This window comes from Klebsiella sp. 2019SCSN059 (genome assembly GCF_021739525.1).
GTDB lineage: Bacteria > Pseudomonadota > Gammaproteobacteria > Enterobacterales > Enterobacteriaceae > Klebsiella > Klebsiella quasipneumoniae.
Genome location: NZ_JAKKOM010000012.1, coordinates 91,008 through 108,184 on the forward strand (window position 1 = coordinate 91,008; position 17,177 = coordinate 108,184).

Consider the following 17,177-nt stretch of genomic DNA (forward strand, 5'->3'; position numbering starts at 1 on the left):
ATAAAACCTATGGAGTCCGGCATGTCCTTGCGAGCGTTACGCCATTTTGTGGTCGTTGCCGAAGAGTTACATATGCACCGGGCGGCGGAGCGGTTACATATCGCCCAGCCCGCCCTCAGCCAGCAGATTAAACAGCTCGAGCAGCGTCTGGGGGTGGTGCTCTTCTCCCGCGCCAACCGCCGTCTGACCCTGACCGCCGCGGGCGAGGCCTTTTGGCAGAAGACGCGGCTGGCGCTGGAGATGGTCGACCAGGCGGCACTGGACGCCCAGCGCACCGCGCGGGGCGAGCAGGGAAGGTTGCATCTGGGGTATGTCTCCAGCGCGATGTACGACAGTAAACTGCCGGGGCTGCTGCGCGAGCTGCGCGCCGACTGGCCGGGGATTGAGCTGTCGCTGGTGCATGGCGATGTGCAAATGCTCTACGAAGCGCTGCTGGATCTGCGCCTGGATATCGCCATCATCCGGGCGCCGCTGGCCTCGCCGCCGGAGGCGCTGGTGGTCAGGCCGTTTGTGCGGGAAAAGCTCTGCCTGGCGCTCTATCAACAGCATCCGCTGGCGGGCGTGGGGGCGCTCAATCTGGCCTCATTGCGCGCCGATAACTGGATCTCGCTTGACGATCCGCAGGGCACCGGGCTGGAGCAGGTGTTTATTGACGCCTGCCGCGTAGCGGGCTTTACGCCGCAGGTGGCGCAGCGGATTAACGACGTCACCTCGATGATTAGCCTGGTCTCCGCCGGGGTCGGGGTGGCCCTGGTTCCGGTCTCGGCGCGGGCCTTACGCCTCGATAACGTGGTGTATATCGATCTTCAGGACCGGCTGGCGGAGAGTGAGCTGAGCATGGTTTACCACCGCCATATCCGTTCGGCGGTGGTGCGGAAAGTTATCTCGCTGCTCAATGCGACCGAGCAATCACCCGGTTAGCTGGTCTTCAGGCGGCCAAAGCTGACAATCCTTGAGCGGCCCAGCTCTTTCGCCCGGTACAGCGCGGCGTCCGCCGCGCGCAGCAGGCTGTCGCTTTGGGTATGCTGCGGGTAGCTGGCGATGCCAATCGACACATCCACCTGGCCTATCTCGGTCAGACCATCGCGCAGCGTCATCGCATGCACCTGGGTATAGATCTCGCTGGCGCACTGGTGCGCCTCGGCTTCGTCAAGGCCTGGGAGCAGCACCAGAAACTCCTCGCCGCCGTAGCGGAAAGCCGTGCCGATATCGCGCACCGCGCGCTGCACGATGGTGGCGACGCTCTTAATCACCAGATCCCCGGCCTCGTGGCCGTAGCGGTCATTGATGGCTTTAAAATGATCGATGTCGATCATCAGACAGCTCAGCGGGGTGTGGGTATGGACCGCCAGCGCCATCTGTGAATGCAGCGCTTCGTCAAGATGATGGCGATTACGCAGGCCGGTCAGGGAATCGAACAGCGCTTTTTCCAGCAGGGCGCTGCGTAAGCGCTGATTGGCCAGCGCCAGGCCCAGCGCTTCCGCCATCAGCTCAAGGTAGGCCCGGGAAGGAGCGTCACTGGCGGTAACGTTCTGAAAGGTCAGCAGCCCGATGGCTTCGCCCTGGGCGATGAGCGGTACGCAGAGCGACTGGCCGGCGTACGCCTCCGGCAGATGATAGCAGGTGATATCGGGTTCGCCCTGCACCGGCGGATGGCTGAGTCCCCGACGTATCGCCCAACAGTCGTCGGGTGAAAAGGGCGTCGTCTCCCCGGCGGGCGCCAGCCACTGCGCCACGCAGCGCATCTGCCAGGGGTCGGTATCCAGAATATACAGTTTCCCGGGGATCGTCGGGGCGATATTCGGCGCAAACAGTTCCGCCACCTTAATCACATCCTCAATGGTTTCACAGCCCTGCAGACGCTGGGTCATGCGCGCCAGCAGTTCGCGGATCGCCCAGTCAGCGTCGCGCTGCTGCTCCAGCTGCTGGCGGGCCAGGCCGTTCTCGCGAAAAATGCGGATGGCCTGGGCCATATCGCCAATCTCATCCACCTGAGTGAACTGCGGCGTCTCCACCGCATAGTCCTGGGAGGCGAGACGCTGCACCACGTCGCTCAGGCGAACCACCGGGTAGAGCACCCGCCGCTTGAGAATAAAGCCGAGGACGAACAAAAACATCAGCGCGGTCAGGCCGACGATGATTTCCGACAGGGTGCGCCAGATCCGCGAGCGTTCGGTGGCCTGGTCAATGGCGACGGCGGCGCGATTTTCGAGCATCTGGCGGAAGCGATCGATCTGCGTCTGCAGGCGTTCCAGCTCGGTCTCGTATGCATTGCCGTACAGCACGGCGATTGCCGCTGGCGCATCGCCGTGGGCGACATGCGCCAGGGCGGCCTGTTGTTCATCCTGCAGTTCAGCGGCAATCTGCAGGCCATCGTGGAGCAGCGCCAGCTCCTCGCGGCTGGCGCCGTTATCTTTCAATCTGGCCAGCCGCAGCTCAATGCTTTTGTCGGTCCGCTGCAGCTGCTGGTACTGCTCCAGCGTCTCCGGAGAGGGCTTAACCACGTATAGCCGGGCGAGGTCAGACAGCGCCCAGGCGTCGTTTTCCACCTCGTCGGAGAGGGTATCAAAGACCTGGCGCTGCTGTACCGCCTGGCGTTCGACGCGGTCTGCGCTGGAGGCCATGAGCATGGCGCTCCCGGAGGCCAGCGTCAGGCCGACGGTGATCCCGTAGGCCCAGTTGGTGATGGTGGCGATTCTCACCCTGTGTTTCCTTGCATGCAGATGAAGCTGTTTTAATTATAGAACCCGTCCCCGTCACGACGGCGGTCCGCTTCAGGGACGGTGCTCGCTGCGGGGGTGTTCGAGGGTCTGAAGAATGATGGCGTGTAGCGTTTCCGCATGGTGGCGCAAAACGAGAAAGACATCGCGATCCAGAGCGCCATTTATAACATCCGTTTCCATAATCTGTAAGGCCTCCTGCCAGGCCATCCCTTTACGATAAGGGCGATCTTCGGTCAGGGCGGTGAAAATATCGGCGATGGAGATAATGCGGTCGGCGAGGGTCAGGTGATCCTTTTCGAGATGCAGAGGGTAGCCGCTGCCGTCCAGTTTTTCATGATGATTTGAGGCCCAGTTGATAATGTCGCCAAGCTCGCTGTAGTCGCTAAGGAGATCCCCGGTCATGTAGCTGTGCTCGCGTACCTGGCTCAGCTCGTCGTCATCCAGCTCCCCCTCTTTTTCCAGAATAGAAAGAGGGATATAAACCTTACCAATGTCGTGCAGATAGCCGGCAACCTGTATTTGCTGGCAGATGGGCTCCGGCAGCTGCATCCAGTGGGCAAGCTGGCGGGCGATTTCCCCCACCATAATACTGTGGCTGGCGGTAAAGCTGCTGTAGGTGTCGACAATTTTGGCAATCAGCAGGCAGACATCTTTCAGACCGTCAATATCCAGATACAGCGTGTTGATGGGGGCAATAATTTCCAGCAGCCGTTGAATATGCCCGGGATGCAGGTGCTGACAGAAGTTCGCATTTTCAGCGACCTCGCACAGGGTATCGCAGAGTAACGGATCGATCTCCCGGTGCAGGGTGACGAACTGCTCCACCACTGCCCGCGTGGGCCAGGCGGTCACGCGGCTATCCGCCGGCAGCAGCCGTTCAAAGGCATCGGCGAAATAGACAATATGCTGTTCGCGGCTGCCGCGGTGCTCCGGGCTGAAGTGGTGGTCGCGAATAAAGGGGACGATGGGCCGGAAGGTTGCTAACCCCTCGAGCATCGCCGCCCCCTGGCGCTGATGCGGATCGTGGACATTATCGATGGCATCCAGCGAATGAATGGTGCGTCTATCACCCAGTACGCCGATATCGTGCAGCAGCGCGGCGCAAAAGATGGTCTGCTGCCGCTCGGCAGGCAAGCCCAGCCTTTGCGCCAGCGTCAGGGCGATTAAGGCCGTTCGTTGCATATGCCGGTGCAGATCAGGGTTAATGATCTGAATGACGTTAGTGGTCAGCATCAGGGCCGACTTCAGGGCAATACGCATTTCTGTTCTCCGTTCGCGTCACCCGGCGGGCATAAATGACCTCGGGGGTGACGGAAGTGTCGATAATCTGATCCCAATGCGTGTTGTGTGTTGCTGAAAGGGTAAAAACTCATAATGTATGGGTTCATGGCGCTTGCCCGGTTCAGATCCAGTCATGCACCAGATTTGGGCGATGTTGATGCGAGAACCTTAATATTGTCTGATAGTTAACCATTTACCCCCCGTAAAAGATATCAATTCTGGCAAGCCCTTTGCATTAAGCAAGCGTAAGTTTGATTAATGTCTATGAAGGGAGTGACTTGTATGAATTTTAGAGCATTACTTGCCATTGCGTTACTGACGATGAGCAGCCTGGCGTTTAGCGAGACGCGCTTACCGCATATTGTCATTTTAGCCACCGGCGGGACGATTGCCGGCTCGGCGGCCAGCAATACCCAGACGACGGGCTATAAGGCCGGGGCAATTGGCGTGCAGACGCTGATTAACGCCGTGCCGGAAATAAGTAAAATCGCCCACGTCGAAGGTGAGCAGGTGGCGAATATCGGCAGTGAGAATATGACCAGCGATATTATTCTGCAGCTCTCGAAGCGGGTGAATGCGTTATTAGCCCGGGATGATGTCGATGGCGTGGTGATCACTCATGGCACCGACACCCTCGATGAAACCCCTTATTTCCTCAATCTGACGGTGAAAAGCAATAAACCGGTGGTCTTTACCGCCGCGATGCGTCCGGCGACGGCGATCAGCGCCGACGGGCCGATGAACCTGCTGGAAGCCGTCACCGTCGCCGCCGACCCGGATGCCCGCGGGCGCGGGGTCATGGTGGTGCTTAACGACCGCATCGGCGCGGCGCGCTTCGTCACCAAAACCAATGCCACCTCGCTGGATACTTTCCGGGCGCCGGAGGAGGGTTATCTTGGCGTCGTGGTGGGGGGAAAACCCCAGTTTGAAACGCGGGTGGATAAAATTCATACCCTGCGCTCGGTCTTCGATGTGCGTCAGCTGAAGGCCCTGCCGAAAGTGGTGATCATCTATGGTTACCAGGACGACCCGGAGTATATGTACGATGCGGCGATCGCCCATCATGCCGACGGTATTATTTACGCCGGCACGGGGGCGGGTTCTGTATCGGTACGTAGCGCCGCTGGTATAAAAAAAGCGCAGCAGGCGGGTATCGTGGTGGTGCGCGCCTCCCGCACCGGCAGCGGCGTGGTGCCCCCGGACGACAGCCAGCCAGGGCTGGTGGCCGATTCCCTCAACCCGGCGAAAGCGCGTATTCTGCTGATGACGGCGCTGACGCAGACGAAAAATCCGCAGCTGATCCAGCAATACTTCCACACCTATTGATCCTCTACGGCCGGGTCGTGGTTCGCGCCCTGGCCGCGTTGTTCTCTCAATCACCCGACGCGAGTGCAAACCGGCGGCGGATCATTGTCCGTCATTCACCCCCGCCTGTTTTTATGCGCGAGGCGTAAAGAAATATTTTTTTAGCAGCCGGCGAGGGCGCCATTAAAATGCCTCCGCAGGAAAAGACGAGTATTTTTAAAGCAGGCTTAAATAAGCCTATTCTTAATTATTGTCTTAAGGCGAATTTAATCTTCCTTATGCTGATAGATTAAACATGATGCATTCCACGGCGCGCGCGCTTTAATTATCACGCCCACAAATGACGATGCGACGCGATGCGCCACGCCGCTGGCCGCGCGGCTTAGCGGACGACATCTCCCCGCAGGCACGGCGCTCCCGATGAAGAATTCGGTTTTTTCTGCTAGTAACGCGGATGATTAGCGTGAAAATGATATACATGATGAATATATTAAAAGGGCCGCAAGATTTAAGTTTACATTTAGTAACATTTGTGCCGCAATTATGTTTTTTTGTCAGCACGCAGTTTTTTACTTGCCGGAAGGAATTTCGCCGGATTAGTATTGTCGAACTTGCTGTACGTACCGCCTAATGATGATAAATGGACTCTGTTTTCCTTAAGCGTTACCACAAAATTAATGTTTACAGGAAAAATCATGGCCTGCGTATTTCATAAACAACTTTTACACCCGCGCAACTGGCTGACCTGGTTCGGGCTCGGCATTCTCTGGTTGATCGTGCAACTGCCTTATCCGCTGCTGCATTTTATCGGCACCAGCGCGGGTCGTCTTTCCAGACGCTTTCTCAAACGCCGCGAACATATCGCCCGGCGCAATATTGAACTCTGCTTCCCGGAGATGTCGCCGGCGGCGCGCGAGACCCTCATCGATCAAAACTTTATGTCGCTGGGAATGGGACTGATCGAAACCGGCATGGCCTGGTTCTGGAGCGATGAGCGGGTTAAAAAATGGTTTGATGTCGAGGGCTTTGCCAACCTTAATCATGCGCTTAGCGGCGGGAAAGGGGTGATGGTCGTCGGCGTACACTTTATGTCGCTGGAGCTGGGCGGGCGCGCCATGGGGCTGTGTCGTCCAATGATGGCCACCTATCGTCCGCACAACAGTCCGCTGATGGAGTGGGTGCAAACCCGCGGTCGCCTGCGCTCGAACAAAGCGATGATCGATCGCAACAATCTGACTGGCCTGGTACATGCCTTAAAATCAGGCGAAGCGGTCTGGTTTGCTCCGGACCAGGATTACGGCCCCAAGGGCAGCGTGTTTGCGCCGTTTTTCTCCGTCCCGCAGGCGGCTACCACCAACGGCACCTATGTGCTTTCCCGTTTATCGGGGGCAAAAATGCTGAGCATCAGCATGGTGCGCAAGCTGGATCGCCAGGGCTACAGCCTGCACATTAGCGAAGTGATGAATGACTATCCGGGTGAGGATAAGCAGATTGCCGCCGGCTATATCAACAAGGTGATTGAGCGCGAGATCCTGCGCGCCCCCGAGCAGTATCTGTGGGTGCATCGCCGTTTTAAAACCCGCCCGCTGGGTGAACCCTCCGTCTATTAACCTTCCCGCACAGGCTGCGCTTTCAAAATCCCGACAGTTGGGGTAACGTGAGCCGGATCATGTTTTAGTCGTGCGCGAAGGAGTGCAGAGTGTTCGCTGAGTTTGGTGTTCTGAATTATTTGACCTACCTGGTCGGGGCGGTGTTTATCATCCTCGTCCCTGGCCCTAATACGTTTTTTGTGCTGAAGACGGGCATTGCCCACGGCGTAAAGAAAGGCTATCTGGCGGCGGCGGGCGTCTTTATTGGCGACGCGGTGCTGATGTTTCTGGCCTTTGCCGGCGTGGCGACGCTGATTAAGACCACGCCGGTGCTGTTTAACGTCGTCCGTTACCTCGGGGCGATTTACCTGCTGTGGCTGGGGGGCAAAATGCTCTATGCGGTGCTGACCCAGCGTGACGGCCAGGCTGATGCCAGCGCAGAGCCGGCGAGCGCAATCCTTAAGCGCTCCCTGACCCTGAGTCTGACCAACCCGAAAGCGATTCTGTTTTATGTGTCGTTTTTCGTGCAGTTTATCGACGTCAACGCCAAAGCACCCGGGGTGGCGTTCTTTATTCTGGCGCTGACCCTCGAGGTGATAAGCTTCTGCTATATGAGCTTTTTGATCCTCTCCGGCTCGTTTGTCACCCGCTACGTCAAAACCCGCAAGAAGCTGGCCAAACTTGGCAACAGCCTGATTGGCCTGGTTTTCGTTGGGTTCGCCGCGCGCCTGGCTACCCTGCAGTCCTGATCCCCACGGGCCGGTTACCCACAGACCGGCCCGCCGCCTCTTATTCTGCTCTGTAACAAAAACCCTTCATTTTTTATTGCATTGGTGTTACATATACAGCCGTTTATCGCTCAGCAAAAAGGAAGCCCGGATGATTCTGCAAAAACTCCTCAGCAATAAAAACTGCAAAAAATACTGTCTGTCGCTCGCGGCGGTGTTTGCTATCGCGCTGGCGGTGGTGGGACGGGCGACCTTTGGCGGCGTGGTGAGCGAGTACAATATGCCGTACTCGGAGTGGACGACGTCCATGTTCTTCCTGCAGGGGGCGATGGTGACGGTTTACAGCATCGTCTTTACCGCGCTCTTCGCTATTCCGCTCGGCTTTATTTTCCTAGGTGACGAGCGTCAGGATTAAGCGTCAACGGGCGAACCAAAGTTCGCCCTGTTTTATCGGCTCATCAACAGCGTGAAGCATTAATCATCGTCATGATAGTGATGATGGTGGTGATGGCGATGGTGGTGATAGCCATCGTCAACAATGCATCCCGATAACAGCGTGCACAGCGCAATAATCAACGGTAACACGATCGGTTTTTTCATCCTTACTTCTCCCGCTATTTTTCTTTCCCCGGGGCCGAGAATGCCGCGGCGGATAACGTGAGTGTAAAGCGTTAACTTATTGATGGGATAGGACAACTCCGCAATATCGCCGCGGCGATCACCACCAGCCGAACTGGGCGCCGGCCACCGCCACGATGGCGACAACCAGCATAATAATGGTGCTTTTTTTCATTATGCCCCGCCCGGCGCCGCATAGCCGCCGACAAAAAACCAGCCGAGAAAGACGACGGCGATGATAAAGATCGCCACCGGGAAAAGAATACCTAATTTCATGATAGTGTCCCTGTACCCACAAATGATGCCCAGCATGATACTGGATATCGCGTGACTTTAGTCAATATGAATAAAATTCTCCTGCCGGCGAGACTTCTTATCCTGATACATCGCTTCATCGGCAGCGCGTAAGGCCGCTTCAACATCGATACTCTGCGGATCGCAGATGACCACCCCGAAGCTGGCGCCCTCATAGTTGATACGCTGTTCGCCGAGGAAGTAGACGCCGCACAGGGCCTGGCGCAGGGTGGTGACATACGCCTGCTGCGCCGCGGGCGGCTGGGCGCTACCGACGATCAAAAACTCATCGCCGCCAAGGCGGCCAACGATATCGTCACGGCGCGCGACGGCGGTGAGTCGTTCGCCGACCTGCACCAGAAAGCTGTCGCCGCACGGATGGCCGAACCGATCGTTAATGGCTTTGAAACCGTCGAGATCGATAAAAATGAGCGCGACCTGTTGCTGCTGAGCGCGGGCGGAGGCAAAGCGTAGCGCCAGCTGCTTAAACAGCGCGCGGCGATTAGGGAGCTGGGTGAGCTCATCGGTCGACGAATGCAGCTCCAGCGCGACGTTTGCCGCCTGCAGCTGTTGCACCAGGGTGTCTTTTTCCACGTAGTGGGAAATGAGCTTCGCGAACAGGCCCATGACCTGTTCACCTTCAAGGTTATAAGGCTGTTGTTGCCGGCTGGTGGCGCAGAGGGTGCCGAACAGAGAGCCGTCGGCCAGGCGCACAGGAATGCTTAAAAAGGTGGCGATCCCCAGCTCCTGGGCGGCGATGCAGGAGTGCCAGCGACGGGCGACGTCATTGCTAAACGTACACTGATCCTCAAGGGCGCGTTTGCACAGAGATTCATCCCAGGGGACGGAAAATCCTTCCGGGATCTGCATTTCGCTGCTGTTGTGGGCGAACATGATCTGCTGCCGCTGGGCGTTAATATCGATGCGGGTAAGGTAGGTGGACTCCATTCGCGTCACCGCCTCCAGCATCTCCAGCAGCTGGCGCACCAGGGTTTCCAGGGACTGTTCCGTAGCGAGGGTTTGCGACACCCGGGCAAGAATAAAATCTGACATGAATAATACAGCTCCAGCACGCCAAACGTCACCCCAGCATATTGGGCTGCAAACGGACATCAGCGTCGAGTAAACAGTGATATTTTTAAATTTATCACATCTGTCTGGGGAATACTTGTCGACACGGCGGGAAAAAAAGCCCCGTCGGGTGCGTTAGCCACCCCAGATACTACGGCTTTCAACGGTGCAATGCGGGGTTGCGCGGTACGCAAGACCATTGAAAGCCATATTTACCTACCTAAGTGTGGACATAATGTGGACATTTTCCGCATCAGCGCCACCTCTCAGCGGGTTAAGCGAGATTGCGTCCTGGAGGTATTCGGGCGCAAAGTGAGCGTAGGCCATAGTTTGCTCAATTCGCGCATGCCCAAGGATCCTCTGTAACGTAATGATGCTTCCTCCATTAATCATAAAGTGCGTCGCGAAACTGTGGCGTAGTGCATGCGTCGCCTGGCCGGTCGGAAGATCAGGTTTTACCTCCCTGAGTATCTGCCTGAAGTCAGAATACGACGCCTTACCAAATAACAACCCTCGCTTACCATCTGCTATGAGTTTTGCCACTTCCGCTGATACTGGAACAGTCCGCTGCTTGTTACTCTTGGTTTTAACGAACGTCACACGGTTCTGTATGATGTTTTCTGCCTTGAGTCGAGCCGCTTCACCCCAACGAGCACCTGTACTTAAACAGAGAACGGCTATCTTCTTGTTGTCGCCATCCAGTCTAAAGAGCAAGTGCTTGATTTCGTCCTCTGTCAGATAGCCAGTTTCGGGGACTTCTTCTTTCAACTTCTTCCTGCCCCTGATCGGATGTTCACCCGAAAACAACTCGGCCTCGATAAGCGCTGTGAACATACCACTGATGCTGTTGAGGTCACGGTTAATGGTAGAAGCTTTAATGCCCTGACTTCTTCTTGCCGCGTAATACTGACTAATCAGCGCTTTCGTAATCTGAAAAGCACAAGGATCGTCGGTAATCCTGCAAAACACGTCTAACTTGTTGCGGTTTATCCGACCATGTTCCTCATGCTTACCTTTCAAATTCCACCAAAGCTGTATCAGTTCAGACAGATGCCGCTTATCCGTCGGTTTTGATAACCATTCTTTGGTGTGGTGGTTGAACAGGGTATGCTTCTCGAAAGCTACCGCTTCACTTTTCTTATCAAACTTCCTGCGGATACGCTTTCCATTGCGACCAGCAGGCCTGATGTCCACTTCATATCGACCATCATCGAGTTTCTTAATAGTCATAAGAATACTCTCCGATGGGTGCGTTTGCCTTTAGGCCTCAACGCGTTGCAATTATGTGATGAATACTTTTCGACCAATAATAGACATTTGAAATGTATGTAGGACTGGTTAATTGTTAACCAGTCTTTTGGTCTGAGTGCTGCGAGGTTGTTAAGTCTTGCCCAAAGTGTGCGAGTGCCGGTGCGATTTGACCGGCTTCAGGCGAAACCTGATCGGTCATAAACCAAAGAGCGTATTTACAAAATCGGGGGTGTTGGAGAATTTTCATCGCTATGTCGGTAGGGGGTATGGTCCTTCCGCTTTCATAATATGTGAGTGAGCTGTAAGGAACTCCTGTAATTTCAGCAAATTGCTTTCTGTTAAGTCTCTCGGACTCGCGAATCAACGCAAGCTTCTCGCTAATAGCTGTTGACATGTTATCAAGATCCTCTAATATCTTCGGTATTCTCTACTGTTATTCGATATTCTCTAAAAACACTAAGGCACATTAGAGAACATTGAAGCCCATTGGTTAGATCTAGATAAGAGGTTATCAGATGAACAAAAAAATTGTCAGTAGCAGCGATGCCATCCCGTATCAGGAGTTTGCGAAAATTATTGGTAAAACTCCGGCGGCCGTAAGAGGAATGATCGAGAAAGGGAAGCTTCCTGTAATCGAGATGACCGATCCCCAGTCTACTTCTGGCCGTGCGGGCGAGTACTGGGTTTACCTTCCTGCCTGGAACAACGGCATGAAACTGGCCTACGAAAGTCGTCCTAAGGAGATCAGGGAAGGTTGGTTGATGTGGCTTGGTCTTGGTGAACCAGGTCGATAACTGGTTTCAGGGGAGGAAACATGAAGAACGGTAGCCGCGGAGCAGTATCACAACTCAATAGCAAAACCAGCCTCTACTGTGGTTTTACTATTCTGAAACTCCCACGCAAAAAACCGTACAACCGCCAGCGCTATCAAATTACGCACACAGGCCATTATTACGGCATTGACTTTGCTTTATCCGAAGCATGCCGAACGATTGACAGAATCATGAGTAAAAAGCGGTTTATTGCTTTTTAATCTCTGGGGGCGAAAATGAAACTCGAATATGCAGACAAAATTAACTCGCTTTTACAATGCTTCCATTTCAATAAAGAGTTTCTGGAATGGAATCATGATTACTCTCTCCAGCTTTTACGCCACGGCGTATCCCACCTCTATCATTTCGCGATGCTTCAAGGCGAGAATGATGAATGCACTCTTGAAGAACTCCGCAACATCATTATTACCGTGACCGATGGCGACATCCCTAAACCATACGACCTGCTATCCCTCGACGCTGAGCAACTGAAGAAGGCTATGGTGTTTGCCAAGACGCCGGCGGTAACCGTAGAAGTTACACCGGAGATCTTGCAACACCTGAAACTGGGAGCTAAAGCCTCCTGGCGGCTCGAGCCACCTCGCTTTAACTGATCATCGGAGTACGCCATGTTCACCGAAGAAAAAACATCTTGGGAACAGGAAATGCTGATCCGAGAGGCAATGGAAAGTGCAGAGCATGGGTTCACTGTACATCTAAAAAACGGTGCTCGTATCACCATTACTTCAAAAAGCCCGACTAAAGATTTAATAATTTTTGGGCTAGAAAAGGCAATTCGCGGTAATCACGAACGCGCTCGAATGACCTTTATTGATTTCATGTATTACTGGCATGAAAGAATATTTAAGCAGATTAAAAGAAAACCGCGTTCAAACAATTAACTAACCCGCCTTAAAAATAACGGCATTCACTTTGCCGGGGATTCGTTTTGCCTTTATCGGGAGGTTGCATGTCGGTTACGTCAATAAAGCCGGAAGGCGGAATAAGCGATCCAGAGTTTATGGGAATCAGCACCAATGCGCGCAAAGGCGAGCGCGCCCATTTACTCGGATTGCTGCGCATCCGTATGGGCCTGCTGAAAGAGCAAGGCCTTACCCCCGAAGAGATTTATTCAGCACTTGAGCAGTGGATAGCCAACCACGAAACAATCACCAGCGAGGGCAGTAGACCATGAATCACTTAATGATCGATTTGATTAACGTTAATAAGAAACCGTCATCACCTCTGTGTGCCATTGAAGCTGTGTTTTTTGAGCCCTCAACAGGGCAGATCGGAAAGGTTTTTTATTCTTCGATAGACATTCGTAAATCTGAAAGCTTGAAGGGCCGTATCAGCATTAGTACGGCATTCGATTGGATGAAAAAAGACTCTCACTGGCGCGCCGAAGTAATGAGCGCAACCGAAGCTGAAGAAGATGCACTTTGCAGCCTTGCTGCTTTCATCGCCGACAATACCTGTCCCCGGAACGCGGCGTTATTCGTATGGTTCAAAGATGCCCCGGAAAAACTGGTTTCACTTCGTTATGCCGTGGATCGCTTAGAGGTGTCAGGCATTTTCCCTGAAGGCACAAAATACCGCTGCATTCGTTCACTTCTCGACCTTGCTGCTGCCACAGACTATGCGCCTCATGCGAGAAGCGCCCTGGCACGTTACACGCTCACTGACGCGCGATATCAAGCAGAGCAAGTCTGCGAAATCTGGCAGCGCTTGACCTCTCCACACACTGGATCGCTATGAGGGCCGCCATGCATTCGCATCTGTCTGTTGTTTGTAACGCGCCGTTGCCGGTTTGTAAGAGGGCGCTTGCCGCCCTGAATTGCTTTGCTCGTGGACAGCGTAATTACACCCGAGTCAAGCCACACGCCTATCTCGTGATCCGCATTGGCCTCCGTTGGCGTTTGCTCAGCAAAAACGGTGGTAAGCAGTGGCGACTGATGACCCATGAAACCTATAACCAGGAATGCCGCAAATGATTAAGTCACCTCTTAAGTGGGCTGGCGGTAAAACCCGCGTGTTGCCGGAGCTGCTGAAGCACTTACCTAAAGCCGATTGCTTGATTGAGCCCTTTGTAGGCAGTGGCACAGTCTTTATGAATACGGAATACCGCCGCTATGTGCTTTGTGACAGCAATCGCGCATTGATCAATTTCTTCCTCGCGCTCAGGGAAGACCCTGAAAGATTGATACTGATCGCCAGGAACGTATTCAGAAATGGCAATAACGAAGATAGCTATTACGAAGAGCGCAAGTTGTTCAACCACCTGTCGTGGGATGACGAGTGTGCAGATGATTACGTTGTACGGTGGGCTGCATCATTTTTATACCTGAACCGCCACTGCTTTAACGGGCTTTATCGCACCAACAGGGATGGCGGTTTCAATGTCCCCTTTGGCAGCTATAAGGAGCCTTATTTTCCAGAAGCAGAAATGCGCCTATTTGCCGAAAAGGCGCGGGATACTCACGCGCTCTTTCTTTGTAATGATTTTCGTACTTCCATTCCGTACGTTGCAAGGAACCGCCTGGACTCCGTGATTTACTGCGATCCGCCGTACATCCCGACTAGCAAAACAGCCAATTTTACCGCTTACGGCAAGCCATTTACCCTGGATGATCACTGCGCTTTGGTTACGGCGTTGCTGGACGTTAATCGCCAGCATGGAATTCGCTCGGTCATCTCGAATAGCGACACACCAGAAACACGCCAGATCTACTCCGCTTTCAATCTCCACACCTTCAGAGTTCGACGTTCCGTTAGCGCCAAAACCCGCGATATGGCCGGTGAAGTGATTGGCGTAATTCGCGTGTGTGGCGGTTGCGGTCGTTCTGGTGGTGGAGGTTGCCCGGACTGTGGGGCGGTGATGGGCGATGCGGCATATGCCGAAATGTTTGGCGCGCCGGCTTGTTGAGGCATTGGTTTTGCAAAATAAGATTCGAAGGTAAGTTATGCCTGACTCCACATCCTTGGCATGGAGCTGGAATGCCAGAAAGCAGCCAGTAAACCCTTATGCTGTTGATGTGCCTGCACAGAAACCATCTGCGCTGGCCGTCTGGATTGCGCTTTATGAGCAGGATAAAAGCGATCAACGCGAGCAGGCTGAAGCAATGAGTCGTGCAGCAGAAGAGCACCTCTTTTCTGTTGCACATTGCGATCCCTGGCACTATGACGAATTGAATGATGCTCTGATTGAGAAAGCTAAGCGACATGCAGAACTCCATCGTGTTGATCCTCTTACCCTGATTCGTGATGACGTCGCCAGCTTGCCTGGTTTCCTGCGCAAGCCGCTGGAAACAAGGATTAAGTATTTGGAAAAATCAGAAGATCCGCGCCATTTGCCTACCTATCTGAATGAGGTCATTACTCCCTCATTAGTGAGAATTGACAGGGTCCGTGCTAACCAGGCGTCGCTGTCATTCCAGACCATGGCTGGCAGGGATAGCCTTGATCAACTCCTTCGACTTGCTGAACTGAATCAGCGGGAGGTTAAGCGGCTTTCAACGCTGGTCGCAGCGCACATTGATATGATTTTTATCCAGCTTTGCGGTGAGATGCTGACCGATGAATTAGCTTCTCCCATCGTAATACTGGAGCTCTATCGTCGTGTGGCGGCCGAAGTGTCACGCCTTGATGTTATCCCGCCGGGTTATGAAGCGCTCCGCAGCAAACATAATCGCCGCAACCCGATTAATTACGAGCTGATACCGGGCGCGCTTGCCCGTATGCGTTGTGCTGACTGGTGGCAACGTAAGCTGTGGCAACTCCGCAACGAATGGCGGGAAGAGTTGCTTCGGGCTGCGTGCCTTGTTCATCGGCACACATCACCTTATGTCAGCCATGACATTCTGTTGCAGAAGCGGGAACAACGCCGTAAGGCGATGGATTTTTTCCGCAATCATGATCTGATTAACGAAGATGGCGATACGCTCAGCATGGAGGATGTGGTGCTTGCAAGTGCCAGCAATCCAGCGCACCGCCGTAATGAGATGATGGCCTGTGTTAAAGGCCTGGAATTGATAGCTGAAATGCGTGGCGACTGCGCCATGTTCTATACCATCACCTGTCCGTCTAAGTACCACGCCACACTGATGAACGGGAAGCCTAACCCTACATGGGATCACTCGACAGTTAGGAAAAGCAGCGACTATCTGGTTGATACGTTTGCGGCATTCCGTAAGGCAATGCACAAAAAAGAGCTGCGCTGGTACGGCGTCCGCGTAGCCGAACCACATCACGATGGCACTGTGCACTGGCATTTATTGTGTTTTATGCGTAAAAAACATCGACGTGCAATCACAGAGCTGCTGCGTCGTTTCGCTATCAGAGAAGATCGCGCCGAACTTGGCAATAACACTGGCGCTCGTTTCAAGTCAAAGCTGATAGACCCGCGAAAGGGGACTCCGGCCAGTTATATTGCAAAGTACGTCAGTAAAAACATCGATGGGCGTGGGCTGGGTGATACCGTCAGCAAGGAGACGGGTAAATCACTACGTGATAGCGCTGAGCACGTCACTGCGTGGGCATCGTTGCACCGTGTTCAACAATTTCGTTTTTTTGGGATTCCAGGCCGCCAGGCGTACCGCGAGTTACGATTGTTCGCATCGCAGGCAACTCGTGCAATGAAAACCAGCAAACCGGGTGCTCCGGTACTTATGGATCCAAAACTGGACGCTGTGCTTGCTGCTGCTGATGTTGGCTGTTTTGCCACTTACATTATGAAGCAGGGCGGTGTACTTGTTCCCCGCAAAAATTACCTCATTCATACCGCCTACGAGCCGACAGTCGAACCAGGAACCTATGGCGATCACGGGATTCGTATTTATGGCATTTGGTCGCCAATCACCGGTAAGGAAAACAAAATATGCACGCATGTCCATACCTGGAAGATGGTGAAGAAGGCTCCCGCTAACCCAGGCGCTGAAAGCGCCGCCCAGGGCGACCCCGTCGCCCCTTGGACTCGTGGCAATAACTGTCCCCCAAACCAAAAAATCCGCAAAAAAGAGATGGTAACTGACGTTGCTATAACCGAGATAATGACCCCTGATGAAGGAACTGGATCACTTGATGTGAGTAAACTATCCGCAAAAGAGCGCCGGGTTGTAATGAAAAGGATTACAGAGGAGATCTATAATAAGAAGAAAGCGCAGGGCCACGTAGCATCCCGGAATTACTCTCCGCTTGAGGTCTTGTTGAGCGATTTTGCTTCATCTATTGGCATCGAACTTAGTGAATCCCAGGTTAATCATTTACTTAATGGTAAACGCATACGTTATGGTGATCGCATTTACTACGCGACTCACGATGGGGGGCTGCACAGTACGGAACCCGAAAATTCAGATGTTAAGATTCGGAACGTGTGGAACCTATTGAAAAAACACAATAAAGTAGATGTAGGTCACATCACAGTTAATCCTGTAGGGCATTACTCTGATATGCTAAGGAAGATGGATTCCCGGGCATGGGCTGTTCTCTTCGGAGTAAGTTAAGAAT

General features: G+C 53.8%; 22 protein-coding genes. 14 read left to right on the plus strand and 8 right to left on the minus strand.

The window, feature by feature from the left end; translation table 11 throughout:
• Nucleotides 1–21: 21 nt before the first annotated feature.
• On the plus strand, nt 22–921 hold the full coding sequence (locus L2I46_RS14630) for a LysR substrate-binding domain-containing protein (protein WP_023289227.1): 900 nt from the start codon (nt 22–24) through the stop codon (nt 919–921).
• On the opposite strand, the gene L2I46_RS14635 is transcribed toward L2I46_RS14630, so the two are convergent.
• Together L2I46_RS14635 and L2I46_RS14640 are read right to left on the minus strand one after the other, a co-directional pair.
• Complete coding sequence (locus tag L2I46_RS14635) at nt 918–2,702, minus strand: diguanylate cyclase (RefSeq protein WP_236947977.1); 1,785 nt, start codon at nt 2,700–2,702, stop codon at nt 918–920. The two genes, L2I46_RS14630 and L2I46_RS14635, sit on opposite strands and share 4 nt — an antisense overlap.
• A 72-nt stretch (nt 2,703–2,774) precedes the next feature.
• Nucleotides 2,775–3,983, minus strand: coding sequence for an HD domain-containing phosphohydrolase (locus tag L2I46_RS14640; protein WP_236947978.1), 1,209 nt, complete (start codon nt 3,981–3,983; stop codon nt 2,775–2,777).
• Nucleotides 3,984–4,286: 303 nt separating this feature from the next.
• On the opposite strand from L2I46_RS14640, the gene fraE reads away from it, so the two are divergent.
• From fraE to L2I46_RS14660, 4 genes are all read left to right on the plus strand, one after another.
• Complete coding sequence (fraE, locus tag L2I46_RS14645; RefSeq protein ID WP_044522254.1) at nt 4,287–5,330, plus strand: fructose-asparagine asparaginase; 1,044 nt, start codon at nt 4,287–4,289, stop codon at nt 5,328–5,330.
• A gap of 674 nt (nt 5,331–6,004) precedes the next feature.
• Nucleotides 6,005–6,919: a kdo(2)-lipid IV(A) palmitoleoyltransferase gene (gene lpxP, locus L2I46_RS14650; protein WP_023289231.1), complete on the plus strand. Its 915-nt coding sequence runs from the start codon at nt 6,005–6,007 to the stop codon at nt 6,917–6,919.
• A gap of 89 nt (nt 6,920–7,008) precedes the next feature.
• Nucleotides 7,009–7,647, plus strand: a complete 639-nt coding sequence (leuE, locus tag L2I46_RS14655; RefSeq protein WP_004203730.1) for a leucine efflux protein LeuE — start codon at nt 7,009–7,011, stop codon at nt 7,645–7,647.
• 130 nt (nt 7,648–7,777) lie between these two features.
• The gene (locus tag L2I46_RS14660; RefSeq protein WP_004203731.1) at nt 7,778–8,041 is read left to right on the plus strand and encodes a DUF2534 family protein; all 264 of its coding nucleotides are present in this window, start codon (nt 7,778–7,780) and stop codon (nt 8,039–8,041) included.
• A 59-nt stretch (nt 8,042–8,100) separates the two neighbouring features.
• Here the strand turns inward: L2I46_RS14660 and L2I46_RS14665 are convergent, their stop codons facing one another.
• From L2I46_RS14665 to L2I46_RS14685, 6 genes are all read right to left on the minus strand, one after another.
• Nucleotides 8,101–8,226, minus strand: coding sequence for a hypothetical protein (locus tag L2I46_RS14665; RefSeq protein ID WP_004203733.1), 126 nt, complete (start codon nt 8,224–8,226; stop codon nt 8,101–8,103).
• 118 nt (nt 8,227–8,344) lie between these two features.
• Nucleotides 8,345–8,419 carry a protein YoaJ gene (yoaJ, locus tag L2I46_RS29740; RefSeq protein ID WP_137910537.1) on the minus strand — a complete coding sequence of 25 codons (75 nt, stop codon included), beginning with the start codon at nt 8,417–8,419 and terminating at the stop codon, nt 8,345–8,347.
• Nucleotides 8,419–8,520 carry a YoaK family small membrane protein gene (locus tag L2I46_RS14670; RefSeq protein ID WP_004150782.1) on the minus strand — a complete coding sequence of 34 codons (102 nt, stop codon included), beginning with the start codon at nt 8,518–8,520 and terminating at the stop codon, nt 8,419–8,421. Before L2I46_RS14670 ends, yoaJ begins: the two co-directional genes overlap by 1 nt.
• Nucleotides 8,521–8,577: 57 nt before the next feature.
• Complete coding sequence (locus L2I46_RS14675) at nt 8,578–9,591, minus strand: sensor domain-containing diguanylate cyclase (RefSeq protein WP_032452474.1); 1,014 nt, start codon at nt 9,589–9,591, stop codon at nt 8,578–8,580.
• A 234-nt stretch (nt 9,592–9,825) separates the two neighbouring features.
• Complete coding sequence (locus L2I46_RS14680; protein WP_236947979.1) at nt 9,826–10,839, minus strand: phage integrase; 1,014 nt, start codon at nt 10,837–10,839, stop codon at nt 9,826–9,828.
• A gap of 115 nt (nt 10,840–10,954) precedes the next feature.
• Nucleotides 10,955–11,254, minus strand: a complete 300-nt coding sequence (locus L2I46_RS14685) for a helix-turn-helix domain-containing protein (RefSeq protein WP_236947980.1) — start codon at nt 11,252–11,254, stop codon at nt 10,955–10,957.
• A 121-nt stretch (nt 11,255–11,375) separates the two neighbouring features.
• Between L2I46_RS14685 and L2I46_RS14690 the strand changes: the two genes are divergently transcribed.
• The 9 genes from L2I46_RS14690 (at nt 11,376) to L2I46_RS14725 (ending at nt 17,173) form a co-directional block, all read left to right on the plus strand.
• Nucleotides 11,376–11,654 (plus strand): regulatory phage cox family protein, encoded by a 279-nt coding sequence (locus L2I46_RS14690; protein ID WP_020316881.1) that lies wholly within the window; start codon nt 11,376–11,378, stop codon nt 11,652–11,654.
• A gap of 20 nt (nt 11,655–11,674) precedes the next feature.
• The gene (locus L2I46_RS14695; RefSeq protein ID WP_142467716.1) at nt 11,675–11,893 is read left to right on the plus strand and encodes a DUF4761 domain-containing protein; all 219 of its coding nucleotides are present in this window, start codon (nt 11,675–11,677) and stop codon (nt 11,891–11,893) included.
• Between the two features lie 15 nt (nt 11,894–11,908).
• A complete protein-coding gene (locus L2I46_RS14700; RefSeq protein ID WP_236947981.1) occupies nt 11,909–12,286 on the plus strand; it encodes a hypothetical protein in 378 nt (125 codons plus the stop codon).
• A gap of 15 nt (nt 12,287–12,301) precedes the next feature.
• The gene (locus L2I46_RS14705; RefSeq protein ID WP_023287456.1) at nt 12,302–12,574 is read left to right on the plus strand and encodes a hypothetical protein; all 273 of its coding nucleotides are present in this window, start codon (nt 12,302–12,304) and stop codon (nt 12,572–12,574) included.
• Nucleotides 12,575–12,642: 68 nt separating this feature from the next.
• Nucleotides 12,643–12,867, plus strand: a complete 225-nt coding sequence (locus L2I46_RS14710) for a hypothetical protein (RefSeq protein ID WP_004213098.1) — start codon at nt 12,643–12,645, stop codon at nt 12,865–12,867.
• Nucleotides 12,868–12,875: 8 nt separating this feature from the next.
• Nucleotides 12,876–13,430, plus strand: a complete 555-nt coding sequence (locus L2I46_RS14715) for a 3'-5' exonuclease (protein WP_017898640.1) — start codon at nt 12,876–12,878, stop codon at nt 13,428–13,430.
• 8 nt (nt 13,431–13,438) lie between these two features.
• Nucleotides 13,439–13,666, plus strand: a complete 228-nt coding sequence (locus L2I46_RS29745; protein WP_004131528.1) for a ParE family toxin-like protein — start codon at nt 13,439–13,441, stop codon at nt 13,664–13,666.
• Nucleotides 13,663–14,598, plus strand: coding sequence for a DNA adenine methylase (locus tag L2I46_RS14720; protein WP_023328077.1), 936 nt, complete (start codon nt 13,663–13,665; stop codon nt 14,596–14,598). Before L2I46_RS29745 ends, L2I46_RS14720 begins: the two co-directional genes overlap by 4 nt.
• A 37-nt stretch (nt 14,599–14,635) precedes the next feature.
• Nucleotides 14,636–17,173: a replication endonuclease gene (locus tag L2I46_RS14725; RefSeq protein WP_236947982.1), complete on the plus strand. Its 2,538-nt coding sequence runs from the start codon at nt 14,636–14,638 to the stop codon at nt 17,171–17,173.
• Nucleotides 17,174–17,177 lie beyond the last annotated feature (4 nt).

Bases quoted from the DNA above. Each gene is read 5' to 3' on its own strand.
- L2I46_RS14630 (WP_023289227.1), top strand. From the start codon at position 22: ATGTCCTTGCGAGCGTTACGCCATTTTGTGGTCGTTGCCGAAGAGTTA.
- L2I46_RS14640 (WP_236947978.1), bottom strand. From the start codon at position 3,983: ATGCGTATTGCCCTGAAGTCGGCCCTGATGCTGACCACTAACGTCATT.
- fraE (WP_044522254.1), top strand. From the start codon at position 4,287: ATGAATTTTAGAGCATTACTTGCCATTGCGTTACTGACGATGAGCAGC.
- lpxP (WP_023289231.1), top strand. From the start codon at position 6,005: ATGGCCTGCGTATTTCATAAACAACTTTTACACCCGCGCAACTGGCTG.
- L2I46_RS14660 (WP_004203731.1), top strand. From the start codon at position 7,778: ATGATTCTGCAAAAACTCCTCAGCAATAAAAACTGCAAAAAATACTGT.
- L2I46_RS14665 (WP_004203733.1), bottom strand. From the start codon at position 8,226: ATGAAAAAACCGATCGTGTTACCGTTGATTATTGCGCTGTGCACGCTG.
- L2I46_RS14670 (WP_004150782.1), bottom strand. From the start codon at position 8,520: ATGAAATTAGGTATTCTTTTCCCGGTGGCGATCTTTATCATCGCCGTC.
- L2I46_RS14675 (WP_032452474.1), bottom strand. From the start codon at position 9,591: ATGTCAGATTTTATTCTTGCCCGGGTGTCGCAAACCCTCGCTACGGAA.
- L2I46_RS14680 (WP_236947979.1), bottom strand. From the start codon at position 10,839: ATGACTATTAAGAAACTCGATGATGGTCGATATGAAGTGGACATCAGG.
- L2I46_RS14685 (WP_236947980.1), bottom strand. From the start codon at position 11,254: ATGTCAACAGCTATTAGCGAGAAGCTTGCGTTGATTCGCGAGTCCGAG.
- L2I46_RS14690 (WP_020316881.1), top strand. From the start codon at position 11,376: ATGAACAAAAAAATTGTCAGTAGCAGCGATGCCATCCCGTATCAGGAG.
- L2I46_RS14695 (WP_142467716.1), top strand. From the start codon at position 11,675: ATGAAGAACGGTAGCCGCGGAGCAGTATCACAACTCAATAGCAAAACC.
- L2I46_RS14700 (WP_236947981.1), top strand. From the start codon at position 11,909: ATGAAACTCGAATATGCAGACAAAATTAACTCGCTTTTACAATGCTTC.
- L2I46_RS14705 (WP_023287456.1), top strand. From the start codon at position 12,302: ATGTTCACCGAAGAAAAAACATCTTGGGAACAGGAAATGCTGATCCGA.
- L2I46_RS14710 (WP_004213098.1), top strand. From the start codon at position 12,643: ATGTCGGTTACGTCAATAAAGCCGGAAGGCGGAATAAGCGATCCAGAG.
- L2I46_RS14715 (WP_017898640.1), top strand. From the start codon at position 12,876: ATGATCGATTTGATTAACGTTAATAAGAAACCGTCATCACCTCTGTGT.
- L2I46_RS29745 (WP_004131528.1), top strand. From the start codon at position 13,439: ATGCATTCGCATCTGTCTGTTGTTTGTAACGCGCCGTTGCCGGTTTGT.
- L2I46_RS14720 (WP_023328077.1), top strand. From the start codon at position 13,663: ATGATTAAGTCACCTCTTAAGTGGGCTGGCGGTAAAACCCGCGTGTTG.
- L2I46_RS14725 (WP_236947982.1), top strand. From the start codon at position 14,636: ATGCCTGACTCCACATCCTTGGCATGGAGCTGGAATGCCAGAAAGCAG.